Annotated in this window: 30 protein-coding genes; 28 read left to right on the top strand and 2 right to left on the bottom strand. The window is 39.8% G+C overall.

Features of this window, described 5'->3' with window-relative positions:
* The first annotated feature begins 13 nt into the window (after nt 1–13).
* The 24 genes from F938_RS18075 (at nt 14) to F938_RS17965 (ending at nt 17,663) form a co-directional block, all read left to right on the top strand.
* Nucleotides 14–1,018 carry a phage major capsid protein, P2 family gene (locus F938_RS18075; RefSeq protein ID WP_005034091.1) on the top strand — a complete coding sequence of 335 codons (1,005 nt, stop codon included), beginning with the start codon at nt 14–16 and terminating at the stop codon, nt 1,016–1,018.
* A 2-nt stretch (nt 1,019–1,020) separates the two neighbouring features.
* The gene (gene gpM / locus F938_RS18070; RefSeq protein WP_005034089.1) at nt 1,021–1,818 is read left to right on the top strand and encodes a phage terminase small subunit; all 798 of its coding nucleotides are present in this window, start codon (nt 1,021–1,023) and stop codon (nt 1,816–1,818) included.
* A gap of 116 nt (nt 1,819–1,934) precedes the next feature.
* Entirely contained in the window at nt 1,935–2,384 is a 450-nt protein-coding gene (locus F938_RS18065; protein ID WP_005034087.1) for a head completion/stabilization protein, read from the top strand.
* Entirely contained in the window at nt 2,381–2,614 is a 234-nt protein-coding gene (locus tag F938_RS18060) for a hypothetical protein (protein ID WP_005034084.1), read from the top strand. The genes F938_RS18065 and F938_RS18060 overlap by 4 nt, the downstream gene beginning before the upstream one ends.
* 3 nt (nt 2,615–2,617) lie before the next feature.
* Nucleotides 2,618–2,830, top strand: coding sequence for a tail protein X (locus F938_RS18055; RefSeq protein ID WP_004723928.1), 213 nt, complete (start codon nt 2,618–2,620; stop codon nt 2,828–2,830).
* Nucleotides 2,831–2,837: 7 nt separating this feature from the next.
* Entirely contained in the window at nt 2,838–3,197 is a 360-nt protein-coding gene (locus tag F938_RS18050) for a putative holin (protein ID WP_005034082.1), read from the top strand.
* Nucleotides 3,194–3,466, top strand: a complete 273-nt coding sequence (locus tag F938_RS18045; RefSeq protein WP_005034080.1) for a phage holin family protein — start codon at nt 3,194–3,196, stop codon at nt 3,464–3,466. Before F938_RS18050 ends, F938_RS18045 begins: the two co-directional genes overlap by 4 nt.
* Nucleotides 3,463–4,296: an N-acetylmuramidase domain-containing protein gene (locus tag F938_RS18040; RefSeq protein WP_005034077.1), complete on the top strand. Its 834-nt coding sequence runs from the start codon at nt 3,463–3,465 to the stop codon at nt 4,294–4,296. The genes F938_RS18045 and F938_RS18040 overlap by 4 nt, the downstream gene beginning before the upstream one ends.
* A complete protein-coding gene (locus F938_RS24800) occupies nt 4,293–4,709 on the top strand; it encodes a hypothetical protein (protein ID WP_005034075.1) in 417 nt (138 codons plus the stop codon). Before F938_RS18040 ends, F938_RS24800 begins: the two co-directional genes overlap by 4 nt.
* Nucleotides 4,639–4,830: an Rz1-like lysis system protein LysC gene (lysC, locus tag F938_RS25045; RefSeq protein ID WP_369441064.1), complete on the top strand. Its 192-nt coding sequence runs from the start codon at nt 4,639–4,641 to the stop codon at nt 4,828–4,830. The genes F938_RS24800 and lysC overlap by 71 nt, the downstream gene beginning before the upstream one ends.
* Nucleotides 4,827–5,330: a phage tail protein gene (locus F938_RS18030; protein WP_005034074.1), complete on the top strand. Its 504-nt coding sequence runs from the start codon at nt 4,827–4,829 to the stop codon at nt 5,328–5,330. The genes lysC and F938_RS18030 overlap by 4 nt, the downstream gene beginning before the upstream one ends.
* Entirely contained in the window at nt 5,330–5,776 is a 447-nt protein-coding gene (locus tag F938_RS18025; RefSeq protein ID WP_005034072.1) for a phage virion morphogenesis protein, read from the top strand. Before F938_RS18030 ends, F938_RS18025 begins: the two co-directional genes overlap by 1 nt.
* A gap of 68 nt (nt 5,777–5,844) precedes the next feature.
* On the top strand, nt 5,845–6,531 hold the full coding sequence (locus F938_RS18020) for a phage baseplate assembly protein V (RefSeq protein ID WP_005034071.1): 687 nt from the start codon (nt 5,845–5,847) through the stop codon (nt 6,529–6,531).
* Nucleotides 6,528–6,875, top strand: a complete 348-nt coding sequence (locus F938_RS18015) for a GPW/gp25 family protein (protein ID WP_005034070.1) — start codon at nt 6,528–6,530, stop codon at nt 6,873–6,875. Before F938_RS18020 ends, F938_RS18015 begins: the two co-directional genes overlap by 4 nt.
* On the top strand, nt 6,872–7,777 hold the full coding sequence (locus F938_RS18010; RefSeq protein ID WP_005034069.1) for a baseplate assembly protein: 906 nt from the start codon (nt 6,872–6,874) through the stop codon (nt 7,775–7,777). Before F938_RS18015 ends, F938_RS18010 begins: the two co-directional genes overlap by 4 nt.
* Entirely contained in the window at nt 7,774–8,379 is a 606-nt protein-coding gene (locus F938_RS18005; RefSeq protein ID WP_005034068.1) for a phage tail protein I, read from the top strand. Before F938_RS18010 ends, F938_RS18005 begins: the two co-directional genes overlap by 4 nt.
* Nucleotides 8,380–8,404: 25 nt before the next feature.
* On the top strand, nt 8,405–10,606 hold the full coding sequence (locus F938_RS18000) for a phage tail protein (RefSeq protein ID WP_005034067.1): 2,202 nt from the start codon (nt 8,405–8,407) through the stop codon (nt 10,604–10,606).
* A 220-nt stretch (nt 10,607–10,826) separates the two neighbouring features.
* Nucleotides 10,827–11,999 carry a phage tail sheath protein gene (locus tag F938_RS17995; protein ID WP_005034065.1) on the top strand — a complete coding sequence of 391 codons (1,173 nt, stop codon included), beginning with the start codon at nt 10,827–10,829 and terminating at the stop codon, nt 11,997–11,999.
* A gap of 26 nt (nt 12,000–12,025) precedes the next feature.
* Nucleotides 12,026–12,541 carry a phage major tail tube protein gene (locus F938_RS17990; RefSeq protein ID WP_005034063.1) on the top strand — a complete coding sequence of 172 codons (516 nt, stop codon included), beginning with the start codon at nt 12,026–12,028 and terminating at the stop codon, nt 12,539–12,541.
* Nucleotides 12,542–12,614: 73 nt separating this feature from the next.
* Nucleotides 12,615–12,956 carry a phage tail assembly protein gene (locus tag F938_RS17985; protein WP_005034061.1) on the top strand — a complete coding sequence of 114 codons (342 nt, stop codon included), beginning with the start codon at nt 12,615–12,617 and terminating at the stop codon, nt 12,954–12,956.
* 8 nt (nt 12,957–12,964) lie between these two features.
* Nucleotides 12,965–13,084 carry a GpE family phage tail protein gene (locus tag F938_RS23970; protein WP_004723897.1) on the top strand — a complete coding sequence of 40 codons (120 nt, stop codon included), beginning with the start codon at nt 12,965–12,967 and terminating at the stop codon, nt 13,082–13,084.
* A complete protein-coding gene (locus F938_RS17975; RefSeq protein ID WP_005034059.1) occupies nt 13,081–15,954 on the top strand; it encodes a phage tail tape measure protein in 2,874 nt (957 codons plus the stop codon). Before F938_RS23970 ends, F938_RS17975 begins: the two co-directional genes overlap by 4 nt.
* Nucleotides 15,955–15,959: 5 nt before the next feature.
* Nucleotides 15,960–16,385, top strand: coding sequence for a phage tail protein (locus F938_RS17970; protein WP_005034056.1), 426 nt, complete (start codon nt 15,960–15,962; stop codon nt 16,383–16,385).
* Nucleotides 16,386–17,663, top strand: coding sequence for a contractile injection system protein, VgrG/Pvc8 family (locus F938_RS17965; protein WP_005034054.1), 1,278 nt, complete (start codon nt 16,386–16,388; stop codon nt 17,661–17,663). It begins immediately after the preceding gene.
* A 37-nt stretch (nt 17,664–17,700) separates the two neighbouring features.
* Here F938_RS17965 and F938_RS17960 read toward each other — a convergent pair whose 3' ends face one another.
* Nucleotides 17,701–18,507 (bottom strand): DNA adenine methylase, encoded by an 807-nt coding sequence (locus tag F938_RS17960; protein ID WP_004723889.1) that lies wholly within the window; start codon nt 18,505–18,507, stop codon nt 17,701–17,703.
* Nucleotides 18,470–18,676, bottom strand: a complete 207-nt coding sequence (locus F938_RS23965; protein ID WP_080740838.1) for a Com family DNA-binding transcriptional regulator — start codon at nt 18,674–18,676, stop codon at nt 18,470–18,472. The genes F938_RS17960 and F938_RS23965 overlap by 38 nt, the downstream gene beginning before the upstream one ends.
* 95 nt (nt 18,677–18,771) lie before the next feature.
* On the opposite strand from F938_RS23965, the gene F938_RS23960 reads away from it, so the two are divergent.
* The 4 genes from F938_RS23960 to F938_RS17945 all read left to right on the top strand — a co-directional run bounded on the left by F938_RS23960 (nt 18,772) and on the right by F938_RS17945 (nt 20,805).
* Complete coding sequence (locus F938_RS23960) at nt 18,772–19,050, top strand: Ogr/Delta-like zinc finger protein (RefSeq protein ID WP_322783453.1); 279 nt, start codon at nt 18,772–18,774, stop codon at nt 19,048–19,050.
* 210 nt (nt 19,051–19,260) lie between these two features.
* The gene (locus F938_RS17955) at nt 19,261–19,488 is read left to right on the top strand and encodes a hypothetical protein (protein ID WP_005034052.1); all 228 of its coding nucleotides are present in this window, start codon (nt 19,261–19,263) and stop codon (nt 19,486–19,488) included.
* The gene (locus tag F938_RS17950; RefSeq protein ID WP_010590765.1) at nt 19,485–20,168 is read left to right on the top strand and encodes a hypothetical protein; all 684 of its coding nucleotides are present in this window, start codon (nt 19,485–19,487) and stop codon (nt 20,166–20,168) included. The genes F938_RS17955 and F938_RS17950 overlap by 4 nt, the downstream gene beginning before the upstream one ends.
* Nucleotides 20,143–20,805: a hypothetical protein gene (locus F938_RS17945; RefSeq protein WP_005034048.1), complete on the top strand. Its 663-nt coding sequence runs from the start codon at nt 20,143–20,145 to the stop codon at nt 20,803–20,805. Before F938_RS17950 ends, F938_RS17945 begins: the two co-directional genes overlap by 26 nt.
* Nucleotides 20,806–20,810: the final 5 nt, after the last annotated feature.

Here is a 20,810-nt window from a genome sequence, read left to right as displayed (position 1 = left end):
AAGAGGAATAAATATGCGCGTTTTTACACGTCAAAAATATACAGCTGCAATGGTTAAATTAGCAACTATTAATGGTGTGACAACAGTATCTGAAAAATTTACTGTTGAACCATCTGTACAGCAAAAACTTGAAGAAAAAATTCAGCTCTCTTCAGCCTTTTTACAGAAAATTAATATTTTCTTAGTCAATGAGCAATCTGGTTCGGCTGTCGGTCTTGGTATTTCTCGTCCAATTGCATCACGCACAAATACTGATACAACAGATCGTCAAGCCACTGATCCAACTGCGATGGACGAACGTTCATATTTCTGCCGTAAAACTGACTTTGATACAGCCATCAAATATCAGAAATTAGATCAATGGGCAAAGTTCCCAGACTTTTATGCACGTTTTAGTGGTCAGATTCAAAAACGTCAAGGTCTTGACCGTATTATGATCGGTTTTAATGGTACCTCTATCGCAACTACAACCAATATTACGGCCAATCCAAAACTACAGGACGTCAATAAAGGTTGGTTGCAAAAAATGCGTGAAGAAAACCCAGCGCGAGTAATGTCATCAGGAAAAGTCGTTGGAAAAATCACAATTGGTGCAACGGGTGACTATCACAATGTTGATGCATTGGTGATGAGTATGACAGATGAGTTGATCGATGAAGTTCACCGTGATAATCCAGATTTGGTCGTGCTGTGCAACCGCAAAACTTTGGCAGACAAATATTTCCCTATTGTAAACAAAGAACAAGAAAACTCAGAAAAATTGGCAGCAGATATCATTATCAGTCAAAAACGTATGGGGAATTTACCTGTTGCTGCTGTCCCATTCTTCCCAGAAGATGCCATTTTGGTGACGACTTTCGATAACCTTTCGATCTATGTGCAAGAAGGTGCTCGTCGTCGTACGGTTATCGACAATCCAAAACGTGACCAAATCGAAAACTATGAATCTTCAAATGAAGATTACTACATTGAAGATTTGGGTCTTGCTGCAATGGCTGAAAAAATCGAATTGGTGTGATTATGAATTTAGCACGTCAACACTTCCAAAAACATCAAGCCAAAGAGGCAGCCGAAAAGGCTGCTGAGTTTGGTGCGATGCAAGACATGACGGCTTATGAGTTGCAGATGATGCAACTCAATAATGACCGTCAACGTCTAAAACAAATCCAAGCCAAAGATGCGAAAGTTGTTTTAAAAACAGCTTTGCTTCCAAATTATCTACCCTATATCGAAGGTATTCTTGAAGCTGATAAATCTATTCAAGATGAAGTCTTTATGACTATTTTGGTTTGGTGTATCGATGTCGGTGATTATGCAAAAGCATTGTTATTAGCAGAGTTTGCATTACGTCACAACATGATCATGCCAGATGCATTCAAGCGAAATACAGCAACTTATGTTGTGGAAACCATTGCTGAAGTGTATTTGAAGCAATTAAAAACCAATGCAATTGTCGATATTTCTGTTTTAGAGCAAGTCGAAAATCTGATTCTGAATCCAGACTTAGATCCTGCAGTTTTGGACATGCCACACCAAGCCAAAGCCAAGCTTTATGTGGCATTAGGCAAAGCACAAGTCAAAAGCATTCAAAGCAAAGACGAACCAAGCGATGCAGATTTGGCAATAGCTCAATCAGCAAAAGTCTATTTGTCGAAAGCGTATGAATTGGATGATAAATCTGGTGCTTTAGGTGAGCTCAAAGCAAATGATAAATTTTTAGAAAAATTTGCAGATCGTTTGCCAAAAGTTGAAAGCACATCTGATCAAAATGCAGAAGACAATTCTGAAAAAAATGCTGGGGATACATCTCCAACATAAGAGTGCCCACGCACCGCATGGGCGAACAATTTCAGTGTCATTACATCGTAATACACGCTTAGAAAATTGTTCCCACCCATGCACTAAATTCAACAAAACCAACGGCAGGGGACAGCATGGGATTCGTCGCAAATGGCAATACAACACCAAGTCAAATCATCATCGAAAGTGACCCGTTTTATCCGAGTGTTTGTCTTGATCATATCCGAGAAATTGTCCGTATTGACGGAGCTGTCACCAACGAACGACTTAAACAAACCATCATCGAAGAAGTCATCGACTTAAATCGGCTACTTAAATCTCTAAAAGAAAAAGCAACTGTTTTATCCGATCTTGCTGAAACCCAGATCAACGACCAACCTGCAACCGACTTTCTATATTTATCAGCAATTGCCAATGGTGTCGCAGCCAAGGTCAATGAGAACTATCGCAATTATGACAGTTCCAATTCAGGTGCGAAAAAAGCAGAGCAAGCGGAATGTACGGTTGATGATTATCGACGCAATCGACAATGGGCAGTTCAACAGTTGCTCGGTGAAAACCACACCATAGTGGAGTTGATATGAAAATGAATATTTCATCAAAGGAAACACATCAACGGGTTCATTTCTATCGTTTTTCTCAGAAAGAGTTAGAACGACTTGCACTTGAAAGAATTGCTATTGAACTGGGTTTGGATTTGCAATCTAAAGCAATTCAACCTGAGGCACGTGTTCTTACTCAAAATAATGGGATTAATCCAACGACGTATGAATGTGAAATTCGAATTGTAGAAGTATTGGATTGTAAGGATTAGTTCATGGCTAAAACTATCACTGCTCTGCAGAACGACACGGTCGATGCGATCTGTTGGCGTGAGTACGGTCGTAGCTCAGGCGTGGTCGAAATGGTTTTAACTGCCAATCCCAAACTTGCTGAATTTGGTCCATTCATTCCAATGGGGACACAAGTCACATTGCCTGAAATTGAAACACCGCAACAAACAAAACAAACCATAAACCTATGGGACTAATAACAAGATGCCAGAACCAACCACAACAGCAGCTGCAACAGCAATCACATTAAGTGCAGCTTCACTTTTACCCTTTATCAACGGCAATGCATTGTTGGGGGCAGTTTTTGGCGCAGCACTATTTGCTACGACTAAAAAAGATTTAAAACCCTTACAACGTATGCTGACTATGCTTTTAGCAACGGGCATTGGTTATTTGCTTACACCTGAAATTACATCCCGTTCATTTATTAGTAATGACGCAACAGCTGGAATGGTCGCAGCCATTTTCTCACTTCCAATCATTTTGAAAGTCATGGTGTGGGTAGATCAGTCCAACTTAACAGACATCATCAATAAAATTTTTCGTGGTGGAGGATCATCATGATGGAACAATTATTTCAATTTGTAGCACTTATTGCATACATGATCTGCGGTTTTCGTATCATTTGCTTTAATTCTGAAGGCCTATGCCACCGCCAAGGATACTCGATTCTTGCTGCCATTCTGATTGGCTCATTTATCGGGCAAAGCGTACATATTTTATTTTTCAAAGATCCTGTCACCTTGTGGGACGCAATCTTTGCCATCCTGCTTTGTGTGTTGATTTTGCGCACAAAGGGTAATGTGGCCAAACTGATCTGGAGTGCATCATGAGTTTAATTAAATTTGGTGCTCGAGGCGATGCAGTTGTTATTATCCAAAAGCAACTCCTTGCACTGGGATATAAAGGAATAAACGGAAAAGTACTTATTCCAGATGGCGACTTTGGTGCAAATACTGAATATGCAGTGATTCAGTTTCAACGTAAATATGGTTTAGTCGATGACGGTAAAGTGGGTGATAAAACCCGTACAGCGTTGATGGGTGGTAGTACTGATAAGTTTTTAAAAGGTTCCGACTATAAAAATGCTGCAGTCCGTCTCAATGTTCCAGAACTCAATATTCGTGCCTTTGGTGCAACCGAAGCGCGGGGTGTTGGCTTTCTGAAAAATGGCAAAGCCAAGATTCTATTTGAACGCCATAAAATGTATGCCTATTTGGTCAAATTTAAAGGCAAAGCCTTTGCCAATGAGCAGATGAAGCTCTATCCGAACTTGGTCAATACTGCTACTGGTGGCTACAAAGGCAATGAAGCGGAATACACCCGGTTGTCACTTGCTAAAAATATACATGAAGAAGCTGCACTTATGTCCTGTTCTTGGGGGCAGTTCCAAATCATGGGTGAAAACTGGCAAGACCTTGGCTATAAATCGGTATTTGATTTTGTTGAGCAGATGCAGGCCAGTGAAACATTACAGCTTGAAGCCTTCATCCGATTCATTGAAACCAAAAATGGCTTGTTGTCTGCATTACAAAAAGAAGATTGGGACACGGTATTCCGTTTATACAACGGTCCTAATTATAAAAAACTCGGTTATGAAGCCAAATTCCTTGCTGAACGTGCGCATCTTGAACCCATTTATGGAGTGCAAAAAGCATCATGATTGCTTTAACTGTACTTCGCCCATTCGCAAAGCCAATACTGGCTTTGCTTTTATGTTTCGTATTGTTTCTAGTCTTCAAACATTACATCCATGTTCAACAAAAAATTGGTCAGTTAGAACAACAACTTGTAGAAAAACAACAGCAGCTGCAAAGCCAAGATCAAACACTTGAAAAAATCCGTACACAAGTACTTGAGCAAAGCAGATCCATTGCAGAATTACAAAAAGCACAAACAGAGCTTCAGAGTAATTATGAACAGCGCAAAGTTACGCTGAACGAGATATTTACCCATGATCAAAACAGTAAAAGTTGGGCTAGTCAGCCTGTGCCTGACGCTATTCGTGGCATGTTCAACAGCACCCAAAAAGCACCAGGTGCAAAATCTTTATCCAGTACTCAGCCCATGCACTAAACCCATTTTTGTATTGAATACCAATCAAGACTTGGTTTTTGCGCTAGAACAAATCGAATTGGCACGTTCACTTTGTGCAGCACAAGTAGATGCGGTCATAAAAATTCAGGAACAGCCATGAAAAAATTGGAAAGCCTACGCACTCACATGCTTAACGCAGTTAAAGAATTACAGCGTGATCCTGAACGTATGCTTATTTTTACTGAAAAAGGCAATGTCCGTTGCACTTTGGCTAACGGGCTTTCATTTGAATATGTCTATGATCTCAATTTGATTTTGACTGAGTATGCAGGTGATTTAGACGCAGTCATGATTCCATTACTGGACTGGGTACGTATCAATCAGCATGAATTATTATCGAACTTGGAAAAAAGCAAAGAAGCCTTTAAGTTTGAAACTGTTGTCTTAAACAACGGTACCGTAGACCTTGCATTGACACTTCCACTCACAGAACGAGTCATTGTCAAACGCAATGATGATGGCACTTTAAGTGTTTCATTCCCTGACGAGTCTCAGTATGAAAAAGCATTACCATCGCAACTGTTTAAAATGATCGACAGTAAAACGGGACAAACTTTGGCTGAATGGCAGTCAGCAGAACCTGAGGAACAATATTTCTAATGGCAGAGCTTGAAGCGCTTACCGAACATCTGGGTAGTATGCTGAACCAACTCAGTGATCAAGAACGACGCAAATTAGAAATGCAGATTGGTCGAAAGTTACGAGCATCACAAAAAAGCCGAATCACAAAACAACAAAATCCAGATGGTTCGGCATATGTTCCAAGAAAGTTTCGTCTCCGGGACAAAAAAAATAAAATCAAAAATAAAATGTTTAATCTGATTAAAAATGCCAAATACATGCGCTTTGAGCGCACAGCCCAAGGCATCGCAATTGGTTTTGCAGGTCGTGTGGCATTTATTGCCCGAGTTCACCAATATGGTTTACGTGACAAAGTTGAAAAGGACGGACCAACTGTTCAATATGCCAGTCGTGAACTTTTAGGATTTACCGCAGAAGAAATGGACATGATCGAAAAAGAAGTCATTAACTTCATTAGCAAGTAAGTTGTAAACCGCACCACTACAACTGCCATAAAGTGCATTAAAAAAATGACTGCAACACGATTGCAGTCATGAGCGCAGACCTATTTCGACGTTTTGAAAACCTGATTCGTTTAGGAAAAATCAAAACAGTAAAACCGACCAAAAATTATCTAACAGTGACCGTCGATTGTGGCGAGATTACCACTGCACCCATCCGTTATCTCAATTTACGCGCAGGCAACGATAAAACTTTTGATCCTCCATCTATTGGCGAAGAAGTTGTTGTTTTAAGTCCATGCGGAGTTTTAGAAATTGGCATTGTCCTTGGTGGCTTAAACAATTCTGATAATCCAATACTGTCCCAAGATTTAAATAAAAATATTCGCCTATTTTCTGATGGTTGCTTGATCTCTTATGACACCAAAGCGCATGCCCTAGAAGTGATTTTACCGAGCAATGGGACTGCGGTTTTAACTGCCAATGGTGGTGTGACAGTCAATGCCAGTGGTGGTGTTACAGTCAATGCAAATGATGGCTTAACCATCAATGCCGTATCTGGTGGGACAACCCACAATGGCAATTTTTTTCTCAATGGAAGCCAAGTCACATCAGGTAATAACACAGTCCAAGGTAGTCAGTTAGTCCAAGGTTCAAGCCACTCAACAGGCAATTTCAGTACCGAGGCTGACGTAACAGCAGGTTCTATCTCATTGAAGTCACATAAAACATCAGGTGTCAAATCAGGTGGGGATACTTCGGGAGAACCCGTACCATGATTGATAAAAATACAGGTCGCAGTCTACAGACAGAACAACAGTCTATCCAACAATCATTGCAAGACATTATCACCACGCCGATCGGATCTCGTGTTATGCGACGCGAATACGGTTCACTCATTTTTGAATTACTCGATCAACCGATTAACGATGTCTTGGCTTTGAAATGTTACAGCGCAATCTATACCGCCATTTCACGTTGGGAAGACCGAATCAGCATCAGTCAAATTTATATGTCGAGTGTTGAGGGAAATGGTTTGGTATTCGATATCGAAGGCTTTTCCCAAATCACAGGTCAACAAATGAATCTTAGAATTCCATTAAACATGGGGGCTGGCGCATGAGTGTGGATTTTAGCCAATTACCTAAACCAAACTTTGTCGATGAAATTGATTACGAACAGATATTGGCAGAACGTAAAGCATTTTTGATCTCGCTGTATCCACCAGAAGAACAAGAAGCCATTACGATTTTATTGGGGCGTGAGTCGGATCCTCTGCATAAATATCTACAAGAAAATGCTTATCGTGAAATGGTATTACGAACGCATATCAATAAAAAAGCATTAGCAACACAGTTGGCATTTGCAGAAGGTGCAGATCTAGACGTTTGGGGTGCAAATTTTGATGTTTCACGTTTGCTTATTACCCCTGCGGATAATTCAATCACACCACCTGCACCTGCAGTTTATGAAACCGATGAAAATTTCCGTTATCGCATTCAGAAAAAATTAGATGCTTTAAGTACAGCAGGACCTGAATCATCTTATGAATATCATACGCTGTCAGCAGATGGGCGTGTGGCGGATGTTAAATGTAGTTCACCATCACCTGCACATGCGTTATTGACCATTTTGCAACATGACACAGCAAATAATGCTTCTACGCCAGAGTTAAACAATATTGTTTTGAATTCCGTTTCTGCTGAAAAGAAACGTCCAACAGGTGATCGTGTTCAAGTTCAGTCCGCTGAAATTGTGAATTACACAGTAGAAGCTGTTTTAGTGACTAAAAACGTTCCTGAAACAGATTCAGTTTTATCCGCTGCGACTACCAATATTAATAACTATGCCAAAACGCCCAAGCGCATTGGTAAAGGTGTGTTCTTTTCAGATATTTATTCTGCTTTAAAAGTATCAGGTGTGGAGCGTGTTGAGTTAGTTAACCCAATTGAAGAAGTCCATATTAATAACTTTCAGGCAGCTTTCTGTACTGAAATTAAACTCAGTGTGAGGAATGAGTCATGAACTTACTCCCTCCAAATGCGACAGATTTTGAAAATAAAATTGTAGAAACCTCGGCACAAATGACCGAACTCAATGCAGATCTGTCGAGTTTGATCCGTATTGATGATGCACCAAGTGATTTTTTATCCATTTTAGCGTGGCAGTTTTCTGTAGACCGTTGGCAAGACGATTGGCCAGATGAAGTCAAACGTGCCCAAATTAAAAATTCAATCAAAGTGCATCAACACAAAGGCACTAATTACGCACTCCGTCAGATCGTTGAAAGTTTTGGCTATTCGCTGAAAGTGCATGAGTGGTTTGATGAAACTCCTATGAATGAACCAGGCACGTTTCAAATCACAGTAGAAACTAACGGAAAATCTTTGTCCGAACGAACCTACAAAACATTAGTTGAACTTATTCATGATGCAAAACCACTGACAAGGGAACTCAAAGGCATCGAAATTAATGTCATCAATGTCAATGGTGAAACCAATGTTGGTGCTGCTATGTATTGCGGTGAAGACGTCACGATCTATCCCAAAATTGATGACCCACAATCTTTGATTTACCCCATTTTTGCTTTTTATGAGCACGAAATTACTGTTGTTTATCCCAAATAGACGAATCAAATAGAGTATAAAAATTATGGCTTCACAATATCATTCATTGTTTACAAAACAAGGCTTAGATCTACTTAGAACGGCAATACAAAGTGGAACAAAACTGGGAATTACCCACATGTCTTATGGTGATGGTGGGGGGGTACTTCCAGAGCCCAATGATGAATTTAAAAAAATGGTCAATGAGGTCTATCGCACACCACTTAACCGACTTGCACCTTCTAAAGACAATCCAAATTGGTTAGAAGCCGATGGGGTGATTCCATCAGCAGTTGGCGGTTTTAATATTCGTGAAGTAGGACTTTGGGCTGGTGATGTTATGGTTGCTTATGCCAACTATCCACCGACTTACAAACCTTCAGCAGATCAAGGCACAGCACAAATTAAGACCATTCGTATTGTTTTACAGATCGATAATACTGCAAATTTTGAATTGAAGATTGATGCTTCTGTTGTCATGGCTACTATTCAATCTGTTGAAGAAGCAAAGCAGGCTGCTATTTCACATGCAGATCAAACAAAAATTGAAAAAGTTGAATCTCTGAGGGATTTAAATCAAATTGAACATATCAATGGTCGTATGATCCAAACTAAATCATGGTGGCCCGATTTAAATACAGGTGGTCTTCGTTATAGTTATAGTGAAACCGCAGCTAAAAATTTACACAATGGTGGAACAATTATTGACCCAGACCTTGTTTTCCCTACAACATTCAGTGCATTACCTGCATATTTGCAGAAAAAAACAACAGCAGGCAATGGTTGTTATATTGCTGTTAATGTAAAAGAAACTGTTCCTGCGGAAATTTTTGGTGCATATCCAGCAGATACTCATATATTTAATGATGCAGCAATTAATGCAGCAATAACGGCAGCGCAAGCAACTACAACAAGTAAAGCAAAAAAAGTGACAATTGGTGTTGGTACTTTTTACACATCAAATGCTGTGATTATTACTTCAACAAATCACATTATCCCACCAAAACTCATCGGCGCAGGTCGTGAAGCAACAATTCTCATTAAAACAACAGCGAATCCACTCGGTTCAGGTTATTTAGCAAGTTCAACAGCAGATGCAGTATTAGTATCAAGTCCTCGTTCAGATAATCCTGAAGGCACTGCAGCATATTTAATATCAGAGGAAGTAAAGGGGATATCTTTAAAACATAAAAATGAAGTTGTAAACAGTTTAGGCTGGCTCAGACACAGATCTGCAATGGGATATGTAGACGATATTTATGCAGAATATAATCACACACATTTCATTTTTAATGACTGCTGGATGACAAATTTTGGTCAGCTTTGGTGTCATGGTGGAACATTAGGCTATATTTTTGATGTCGGAACATCACTCCGTGGGGGACAACTTTATGCAACAGCAACGAAAGGTCGAGCTTTCTTATTCAGTAAAGTTATTTATTCAGATCTAAAATGTTGTGCAGATGGGTGTGGTACAGAAGGTTTATCTGGTGCAATTTGTTACGAATTTATAGACTGTAAAGGTGTCTCAGGAAAATTCAATAGTGAAGGGCATAGAGGAAAAGCATTCTCATTTTCTGGAAGCTATGGCATGCAAATCGGTGGACAAGATTGGCGTGCAAAAGCAGTAGATTCAAGTGTAACGGTAAATAGAATATCTTTGTCCTATTCAATTGTTAAATTTGTTGCTTTTGATTTTCTTGAATCTGCGACGAGTTTGACAGTAGCACAAAGAAAAAATTATGAGCTTTATACACGAGATGATATTTCTGTTTTAGATTTTGACTGTTGTGCATTGCCACAGCAAGAATATGGGCTATCAGATCAAAAACCAATACATAGTATTCTAAATAACAAAGCATTTTTTTCTAAATTTGTAGATTCAAGATTCAATCAGATTAACAGGCAAGTACAACATATTTTAAACATTTCAACAGCATATAAAGCATTATGTTACGTTGGAAAATCAAGTCGATTAATTATTCAAAGTGCGAACTCGCTCGATCCGAATCAGCCTTATTTTTGCTATGTAGATGATGATGAAAAAAGAAAAGTAGGCATAATTGTTTCAACTATTTCAAAAAACCAGAATACACCATCCGAAATTGCGACAATATATGTGGATTTTATCGCGAATAAAGAATATTCGACCAAATTATTGGGGTATGTCGATACTGATGGTTGGCTTTATGTAAAATCTGCTGCAGAGTGGTATGCACTCGATTATGCATTTAATTTAACTATTTAATGTGAATGCTATACAGGATATTCAGTCAAAATAGTTTATCTCATCAGCGAATATGTTTAATAGCAACCATGTAAACCTGTTAATTGAAGTTAAACTCAAACTACATGTTTTTTATGTCAAGTTGTAAACCGCACCACTACAACAGCACAAAATAGTCAAATAAAAGCCAATTTGTAAGCCTGTGATCTGAAAACATAACAACAGATCACAGGCTTTTTATATGGCTACAGATTCATACCATCATGGTGTCCGAGTCCTTGAACTCAATGAAGGCACCCGACCAATCCGTACAGTTTCAACTGCTGTGATCGGATTGGTTGCAACTGCAGAAGATGCAGATGCAGCAGCTTTACCACTCAATACTCCAGTCCTTGCGACAGATATCAAAACAGCTTTGGACAAAGCAGGTGAAAAGGGAACGCTTGCACGTTCTTTACAAGCCATCGCAGACCAAACCAATGCGGTTACTGTCATTGTACGTGTAGACCAAAAAACCACAGAAGCTGAACAAAACTCAGCAATTATCGGTGGTGTTGATAATGGCCGTTATACAGGTATGAAAGCCTTATTGGCAGCAGAACAAAATCTGAAAGTACGCCCTCGTATTTTGGGTGTTCCTGGTCTAGACACTGCACCTGTGGCAACGGCTTTAAACTCAATTGCTGAAAAGCTTCGCGCATTCAACTACCTATCTTGTTTTGGTTGTGAAACAAAAGAAGAAGCAGCTGCATATCGTGAAGCAATTGGTGCGCGAGAAGCGATGCTTATTTATCCTGACTTTTTAGGATGGGACACAGCGACATCACAAACCACAACATTTGATGCCACTGCTCGTGCTTTAGGTTTACGCGCCAAAATTGACAATGAAACAGGTTGGCAGAAAACACTTTCAAACGTTCCAGTCAACGGTGTAACTGGTATTTCTCAAGATATTTTTTGGCAATTGCAGTCCATGGATACCGATGCTGGCTATCTAAATAGCAATGAAATCACCACGCTGATCCAAAAAGATGGCTTCCGTTTTTGGGGTTCTCGTACATGTTCAGCAGATCCGCTTTTCGCCTTTGAAAACTACACCCGGACAGCACAAATTCTTGCCGACACCATGGCAGAAGGGCACATGTGGGCAGTAGATAAAGATCTTCATCCATCATTGGCTAAAGATATTGTCGACGGCATCAATGCCAAATTCCGTGATTTAAAAAATGGTGGCTACATCATTGATGGTGAATGTTGGTTTGATCCTTCAGTCAATTCTAAAGAGTCGCTCAAATCAGGACGTTTACTGCTTGATTATGACTTCACGCCAGTACCGCCACTGGAAGATCTTACTTTACGTCAGCGTATCACAGACCGTTATTTAGCTGATTTCGCTTCTCGTATGACTGCCTAACAGAAGAATAAAAAGGATAAAACGACATGGCTTTACCTAAAAAATTAAAAATGATGAACCTGTTCAACGAAGGTAATTCATACCTTGGCCAAACAGGTGAAGTCACTTTGCCAAAACTCGGACGTAAGTTGGAGGCTTGGCGTGGCGGTGGTATGGACGGTAGTATCAAGTGGGATGCAGGCATGTCAGATGACATGATCGAATTTGCTTGGAAATTGGGTGGTATCGACCCATTGGTGATCGGGCAATACGGTGCTGCAACTGTTGGAGCAATTGGTCTACGTTTCGCTGGATCCTATCAGCGTGACGACACTGGAGAAACTACGGCACTCGAAATGGTCGTGCGTGGCCGTCATGAAGAAATTGACTTTGGTAATTCAAAACCCGGTGACGACACTGAACTTTCGATGAAAACGGTCTGGTCATATTACAAATTATCAATCGATGGCAAAGCTGTGATTGAAATCGATATTCCAGGCACTGTATTCAAAGTCGATGGTGTCGATATGTATGAAAAACATCGTCAAAACATTGGTATCTAGTTTTCCTACCCTTCTGTAGTCCAGTGCTACAGAAGGTTTTTTTACATCAACTTTTATATTTATGGAATTTGCCATGCAAACTCAAGAACAAATCGAAAACTTACAAGCAATTCAGCAAGATGTGGAAATCGTAGATTTAGATTCACCTTTTAAAATTGGTGGACAAGAAATTAAGTCAGTCGAAGTCCGTAAACCATCGGTTATCGCACTTCGAAAAGTCCGTATTGCCGATATTTTAAATGGTGATGTCAACTCCATTTGTACCTTATTGCCTTTGTGTACAGCCAATCCAACATTAACGAAACAACAGCTCGACACACTTGTGGATCCAGTCGACATCATTCAAATGGGTAGTGCAATTATCACTTTTTTGCAACCGAAATCAGTACGTGCAGAAATTGCACTCCAACAGTAGAAGATGCCATGGCAAATATTGCGGTGGTGTTTCACTGGTCACCGCAAGCCTATGAAGGTATGTCACTCAGTGAATTGATGGAATGGCATCAAAAAGCCATTGAACGAAATGGGTCAGATGCCGAATGAAACAATTAAGATTAGAAGTCATTTTTGGCTCAAAGAACAATACACTAAGTCCTGCACTTAGAGCAATCCTTGGTAGTAGTAATGCTGCTACCAAGGCGTTAAAAAAAACACGTGACGAGATTCGAAAGCTCAACGAACAACAAAAGAAAATAGACGGTTACCAAAAACAAAAAAAAGCCGTTCAAGATCAAGGCAAAGCCTTACAAGATTTACAGAACCATATTAAAAGCCTTCGACAGCAGATGAAAACCAATCCGTCTGCAGACTTAACACGTGACTTCGAAAAATCTGTTCAAAAAGCTAAAAAACTTAAACAAGAGTACCAACGCAATCGCATAGAACTTCAGCGAATGCGTACAGAAATGAACAATGCAGGTTTATCTACAAATCGGCTGTCTGAGCATCAACAACGTCTGCGAAATGATTTAAATCGAGCGAATCAGTCTATGCGTGAGCAAGAACAACGCTTACAACGTATGACACAGATGCAACAGAATTATGAACGTCATGCAGGGCGGTTAAGAGCAGCTGCAGGTTATGGCATGGGTGCAGCGATGACAGGTGCAGGCGCGCTATATACCATGCGTAAACCAATTGAAGAATCCAAACGTACAGATGTTGAGGAGCATCGCATTGCATCCCTCGGATTAGGTAAAAAAGCGACTGAAGAAGCCATTTTGTATGCTAAAGCAATGAAAACTTATGGGACTTCAACTTTAGAAAACTTAACTTTAGTTCGTGATGGGATTACTGCTTTTGGTGATGTCCATCATGCGGAGATGGTTGCACCAACATTGGCAAAAATGAAATTTGCCAATGAAGCCATGTTTGGTAGTGAAGGTGGGGCTGAAAATGAAAAAAAATTCATGGACATGCTTAAAGTCATTGAATTACGTGGGGGCTTAAAAAGTGAAAAAGCCTTTAATGATCAAGCCAATATTATTCAACAAGTGATTACCGCAACTGGCGGACGGGTACAGGGTGAAGAATGGCTGAATGTCATTAAAACAGGTGGTATTGCTGCCAAAGGCATAGATAACAAAGCTTTTTATTACAAGATGGAACCACTGGTACAAGAAATGGGTGGATTCCGTGTTGGTACGGCTATGATGTCAGCGTACCAAAACTTGTATCAAGGTCGTACAACTCAACGTGCGATGGGTAATTTGGACAAATTTGGCTTGATTGGAGATCCGTCTAAAGTCAAACACAACAAAACAGGTGATTTGTCATATTTAGACATTGGGGCAATAAAGGGTGCAGATCTTTTCAAGAAAGATCAATTCGCTTGGATGGAACAAGTTCTTGTACCTGCACTAAATGCTAAAGGCATCACTAAAGAGGGTGATGTGGTCGATGCGATCGGGAGTATTTTCTCAAATCGTACAGCATCAAACTTATTTGCACAGATGTATCAACAAAGGGATCAAATTCATAAAAATGCCAAGCTAAATGAAGGTGCAAATAACATTGACCAGTTATATGCGCAAGGTAAAGACACAACGACAGGTAAGGAACTGGAAGCCAAAGCCAAACTGCATGATGCCTATTTACGCTTTGGTCAAACCATTTTACCGATTTATACCAAAGCCATTGAATCAGCCACATCAGCTTTAGCAATATTTACTGGATGGATGGAAAAGAATCCAACACTAGCAAAAGTACTGGGTGCAGGGCTGGTATTTATTGCTGTAAGCCTCGTCGCCATTGGTGGAGCATTAGCCATTTTTTCTCCATTGATTCTAGGGATGTTAAGTCTAAGGCTCATTCTTGCATCGACTTCAACAGCTGCAGGTTTATTTTCACGTGTGTTTGCAGCAGCTCCAGTCGTACTCAATATTTTAAAGTCAGCCTTAATGGGTGTCGGTCGAGTATTTTTATTTTTAGGTCGTGCATTACTCATGAATCCGATCGGCTTGGCAATCACAGCCATAGCGGTTGCAGCCTATCTTATTTATAAAAACTGGACACCGATAAAGGCATTCTTTATCAACTTATGGAATGGTATCAAAACTGCATTTAATGCTGGCGTGTCATTTATCAAAGGTATTTTTCAAAGTATTGATCAAACCTTTGCAGATAACCCGATTTTGAACTTTTTAATGCCCTTTATTGGCATACCACGCATGATCATTGCCAACTGGGAACCAATCAAAGCCTTTTTTGGTGGATTATGGACGCATATTTCAACCATTTTTGCACCGATTGGCCAGTGGTTTAGTTCACGAATGACAGAGGTGAAAACTGCATTTTCAGGTGGAATCACAGGCATGAGTGCATTAATCATCAACTGGTCCCCATTTGGATTGTTTTATGCTGCTTTCGCTAAAGTCTTGTCATGGTTTGGTATTGAATTGCCTGACAAATTCTCTGGCTTTGGAAGCATGATCATTGATGGCTTAGTGAAAGGGATTCAAGCAGGTTTTGAAAAGCTCAAATCACTTTGGGCAACGATTAACAGTTGGATGCCTGACTTTATGAAAAAAACCATGGACATTCACAGCCCATCCCGAGTCATGGCAGGGCTTGGTGGGCATATCATGTCTGGTTTACATGGTGGTATAGAAAAAGCCTTTCCAAATCTAAAAGCCAAGTTTGCAGATGTGGTAAGTATTTTCAAACCTGATTCTGAGTTACTGCAAAAAATTAATGTAGCTCCAGCACTAGGAAAAATTAATCCAGCACCCTTATCTTCTGGTTCAGTGAGCTCTGGCAACTATACCATTGAAGGTGACACGATTACGATCAACATAAATGCTGCCCCTAGCCAAAACATCCAACAGATCCAAAGCATGCTCGAAAACATGCTCAATAAACGTGAACGCGAAAAAATGGCACGAGTACGTAGCAGTTTTAAAGACCAGGAATAATAAAAATGATGATGATTTATGGCATGTTTGTATTTTCTATACCAACCGCTACTTACCAAAGCCTACAACGTAGTAATACTTGGAATCATGTCAGCAATAATCGTGTTGGTGACATGCCTGCATATCAGTATGCAGGCAAAGGTGAAGATAGCATTACACTTGAAGGTTCGATTGTACCCGAGTTTGGTGCACCTATGTCATTGACGGCAATGCGCTTGATGGCAGACACAGGCAAATCATTTCCGCTTATTTCAGGTACGGGCAAAATTTATGGCTTATGGGTGATTGAATCGCTAAATGAAACACAAACCTATTTCTTTAAAAATGGTAAACCACGGCTGGTGGAGTTCAGCCTAACATTAAAGAAAACCCAAACCGCAGGTGTACTCATTGGCAACGTATTGGGATCAATAGTGGGGAGTATTCTTTAAATGTCATTGCTCAGTCTTGCCAGTACTGCCATCAACTTTATCAGCAACAAACTCGATGCCAGTTACCCTCATGCTTTTTATAAAATCGTGGTCAATGGAGTAGACATCGGCGGTCTGGTTCAAACACGCTTAATGCGCCTAACCATTACAGACAATCGTGGTATCGAAGCAGACACAGTAGAGATAGAACTTTCCGATCATGATGGTTCACTGGGTATTCCGCCAAAAGGTGCGGATATGGAAATATGGATTGGTTGGAGCAATGAAGGCTTGGTCTACAAAGGCAAGTACACCATCAAAGAGAGAGAGCACTCAGGTGTGCCCGACGTTCTTACTATTCGAGGCGCAGCTGCAGACCTAAAAGCCACATTTAAAAAGAAAAAAGAACGCAGTTTTGACAACAAAACCATCGAAGATATTATCAATACCATTGCCAGTGAGCAAAACCTCAAAGCCATTATTCATGACAGCTTGGGGCAGATCACACTTGCACATATTGACCAAAACGAATCTGATGCCAACCTCATCACACGTATAGCTGACGAGCATGATGCGATTGCGACCGTTAAAAACGGCTATTTATTATTTATGCCCAAAGGTGAGAGTAAAACCATTTCAGGATTAGATCTGCCAACATTTTTTATCACACGTAATATGGGCGACTCACATCGTTGGTCAGACACGGACGGTGCAGATGAAGTTAGTGGCGTAACTGTTTTTTATTATGACAATGACAAAGCCGAACGCCAAAAAGTTACAGTCGGTATGTCAGACGAAAACACCCGTGAACTTCGAAATATTCAACGAGATGAAAAATCTGCTAAACGTGTGGCGCAGTCAGAGTTCAATCGGATTAAATCTAAGTCAGCAACATTCAGTTATAAACTGGCCTACGGTAAACCTGACCTCATTCCTGAAATGCAGGTACAGTTTATGGGCTTAAAGTCAGAAATAGACGATATTATTTGGCTTGGTTCTCGTGTGGTACATACATTATCTGCAGACAGTGGTTTTGTGACGGACGTTGAACTTGAAGTCTATTTACCCGATTCAGATGATTTATCTGAACTTGTAGACGATGACTCAGGCAGTTACACAGGGATTTTGGCGTATTATAAAGACGGAAAAAACACAGGTAAGGTTACACAGGGCGATCAAACTACACCAAAGCGTTTAACCTATTTGTATAAAAACAAACAGACAGCAACTACTGCAGCAACGAGAGAATATAAAGCCATGCAAGCGGAAAAAGAACAACCACAATCCGAAAATAAATAATGAAAAGGGTCACATTCAAAATGCGACCCTTTAAAAATTAAAAATTGGTAATAATCAATTCATTCCCATTATGTTCTTCATGCGCTGCTTTATTATTTACAGACCAACGGATCTTCTTATGTTGGATTTTATAATCTTGAAACAGTTCCCGAACTTCAGGGGTATCGTTCAAACTGAGAATAAATTTACCCTGTATTTTGTCCAGGTAATCTTTCAAATCATAAAAGTCCTGTTTCGACCAAATTCCTTTGCCATACACATTTTCACAGTCCCAATACGGTGGATCTAAGTAGAATAATGTATCAGGACCATCAACACGTTTAAGCACATAGTCATAACTGGCATTTTCAATAACCACATTTTGCAACCGGGTGTGAATCGACTGCAGATGTGCTCGCAGATCCTCACCGAGTTTCAAACGGCTTTTACGGTCACGACTATAACTAAACGAGCCGTCCAATTGACATCCAAAAGCTGAACGTAATAAATAATAGAACTTGGCAGCACGTTGGATATCAGTCAAGCCACGGTCATTTTTACGCATTTCATTAAAAACAGTTCGTGAAAATAAAGTATTTTCAAACTCAGTTAAAAACGCATCAAAGTGATATTTCAGCACACGATATAAGTTAATCAAATCGTCATTAATGTCATTAATCACTTCAACAGGCGATTCAGTCTTTTTAAACAGTACCCATCCTGCACCACCAAACACTTCAACATACGTTTTATGTTCGGGCATGATGTCTATGATCGTACGTGCTAGTTGAGATTTTCCACCTAGCCAACCTGAAAAGCTGTGACCCTTAGGATTGTATTGCGGTATTACAGAAGTGTTGCTCATCGATCTTACCTGTTTCGATGTGACGCTCATTTTGGCGTTCAGGTAAGGCACTCGGGGTGCTCTGGAAGTTATTTAACGTTTTACAACGTGGACATTTGATCTCGATACGATCAAATGTGCCTATTTTAGCGAGTAGCTTAAAACAGCACTTACATTTCACATTTTGCATGAAATTTTTCTACACAAGAAAAACCAAACAAATAGTATAAAAATTAGAGATAAAGAACAAATATTTCACCGAATAAATTACAATGGTATTTAAAAATGTTCTTTGGGTGGGAAATGGCAGAAATACGCGAATACTCCAATTTTGTAATGTGTTGTCCTCATTGTGAGAAAAATTCATTGCGCGTTAGATCGAGCAAACAACCACATCCATTGCTCAAGATTATTTATTTTCAGTGTAAAGACATAAATTGTGGCTTTACTTGCCAAGCCAACCTTGAAATCAAGCATCAAATTTCCCCACCAGCTTTAGCAAATCCCAACATCAATATTCCTTCTGTAAAAGTGATTAAACCAAAAAGGCAAAGTCATGGCTGAGTTTTTACTTTTTTCATTCGAGCTGGGAACGCTTATCAACGGTTATTTATTTTTTAAATTTGTTTATGGCCTATAGGATTTACAAATGATATTTGACTATTCAATTAATTGGTTTGCATTTTTCGAATGGCTTATTCGAGGTTTTATATTTGGTGTTGGTTTCATGCTTGCTTTGATTATTTTTATTAAAGTGACTAAGGCAGATAAGAAATGATCAATGTCACTCCAGATCATCCGATCGCACACGAAGCCTACGAACAGGTGAAAAACCTGCGTTGTGTTTACGTCAACATCATTGCCCATACTTTTAAAAAGTCCGAAACCGAGCAGGGCTTTTTTATAGCAGGCATTTATCCAAATTCAGGTGAAGGCGGTTTTAATCGTTTGGACTGGTTGACTGAGTTTGAACAGTTAAATTCAACTGGAGAAAAGGAATGATGCAACATGCTGCAGAAGGAAGTAACTTTCAATATTTGACTGAGTTTAAAGAAAAGTTACTCAACGCCACATCTGAAACAATGGGTAAAAGTTTAAACAATGTCCATTGTGATGGCTTGTTTTCACTGGTGATTGCAGGCAATGAACACGGCAAATTACTCCGTGTTTTTATCGCACATAAAAAGATTAAACCTGCGCAGATCCAGTACCACACCCACCGCTATCCGATCCGATTAACGGTTCTAAAAGGCACGATGACAGATCATGTTGCGACTTGGGACAAGGGTTCACCTGACTATAAACCAGAATCTGTGGCGATGGACTGGTTTATGTATCAGTCGCCATTGAACAATGGCAAAGGTTTAACTTTTGCAGGCAAGCGTAAATATTCACTTTCCGATCGTGTTATTCCCAAAGGCTGTTCAGTCAACATGGCGGTTGAGCAGTTTCATACAGTGAGCTGCTCGAAAGGCGCAATTTGGATTGTGGAGGAGCAAGGTTTTCAGGTTGATCATTCTTTTGTGTTGGGTACTCCTTTTGTCACGGAAGGTTTATATACCGAACCTTTGCAGTTTCAAACAAATGACAACTGGCAACTTGTTAAAGGTGCATTAGCCGAAATTCTAAATTCTTATCAAGTTTTAGGGATATCAGATGGTTACGAAACTGAAAAATCTTAATGTCTATATGAACGGAAAAGCCATTGGTACTGCTACAAGTATTAGTTGTGACCTTGGATCAAAGCCTGATCACTCTGTTGAAAGTTTGTATTTGAAACATGGAGGACGAATTAGCTTTATAAAAGCTCGGCAAATGGGAAAAACGGAAATTCATGCGGATTATTTTAAAAGTTTGATTGATCAATTCCGTAAAGAGTATCAAAAACAAAACCGCCAGTTATTACCTGGTACTTTAAGGAGATGTTACATGGCTCAATGTAAATTATGTGGTACACGTTATTGGTTTTTTTCAAATCATATTTGTAAGCCACAACAAGTGACTAAGAAAAATTACACATATCCAAAGACACCCGTTTCAAATGTCACGATTAAGCAGACAATTCGACGTGATTCGGATTCAAGTGCTGTAAATGATCTACAACAGCAACAAATGTATGCTCAACAACTACTTCAGCAACAAGCATTTTTAACATCTGCAAGTGATGACGCGTGTAGATCTGAACCAATAAAGCCAACTATACAAGGTCATCATCACGAATCTGTTTCCGCACCATCAGACTCAGGCAGTTCTTATTCGAGTGACAGCTCATCGAGCAGTTGCGACAGTGGATCATCATCCAGTTCAGGTTGGGATTGAATGCT

It is taken from the genome of Acinetobacter bereziniae LMG 1003 = CIP 70.12 (assembly GCF_000368925.1).
Lineage (GTDB): Bacteria > Pseudomonadota > Gammaproteobacteria > Pseudomonadales > Moraxellaceae > Acinetobacter > Acinetobacter bereziniae.
The sequence above is the reverse complement of the archived record's forward strand: the minus strand, read 5'-3'. Positions and strand labels throughout refer to the sequence as shown.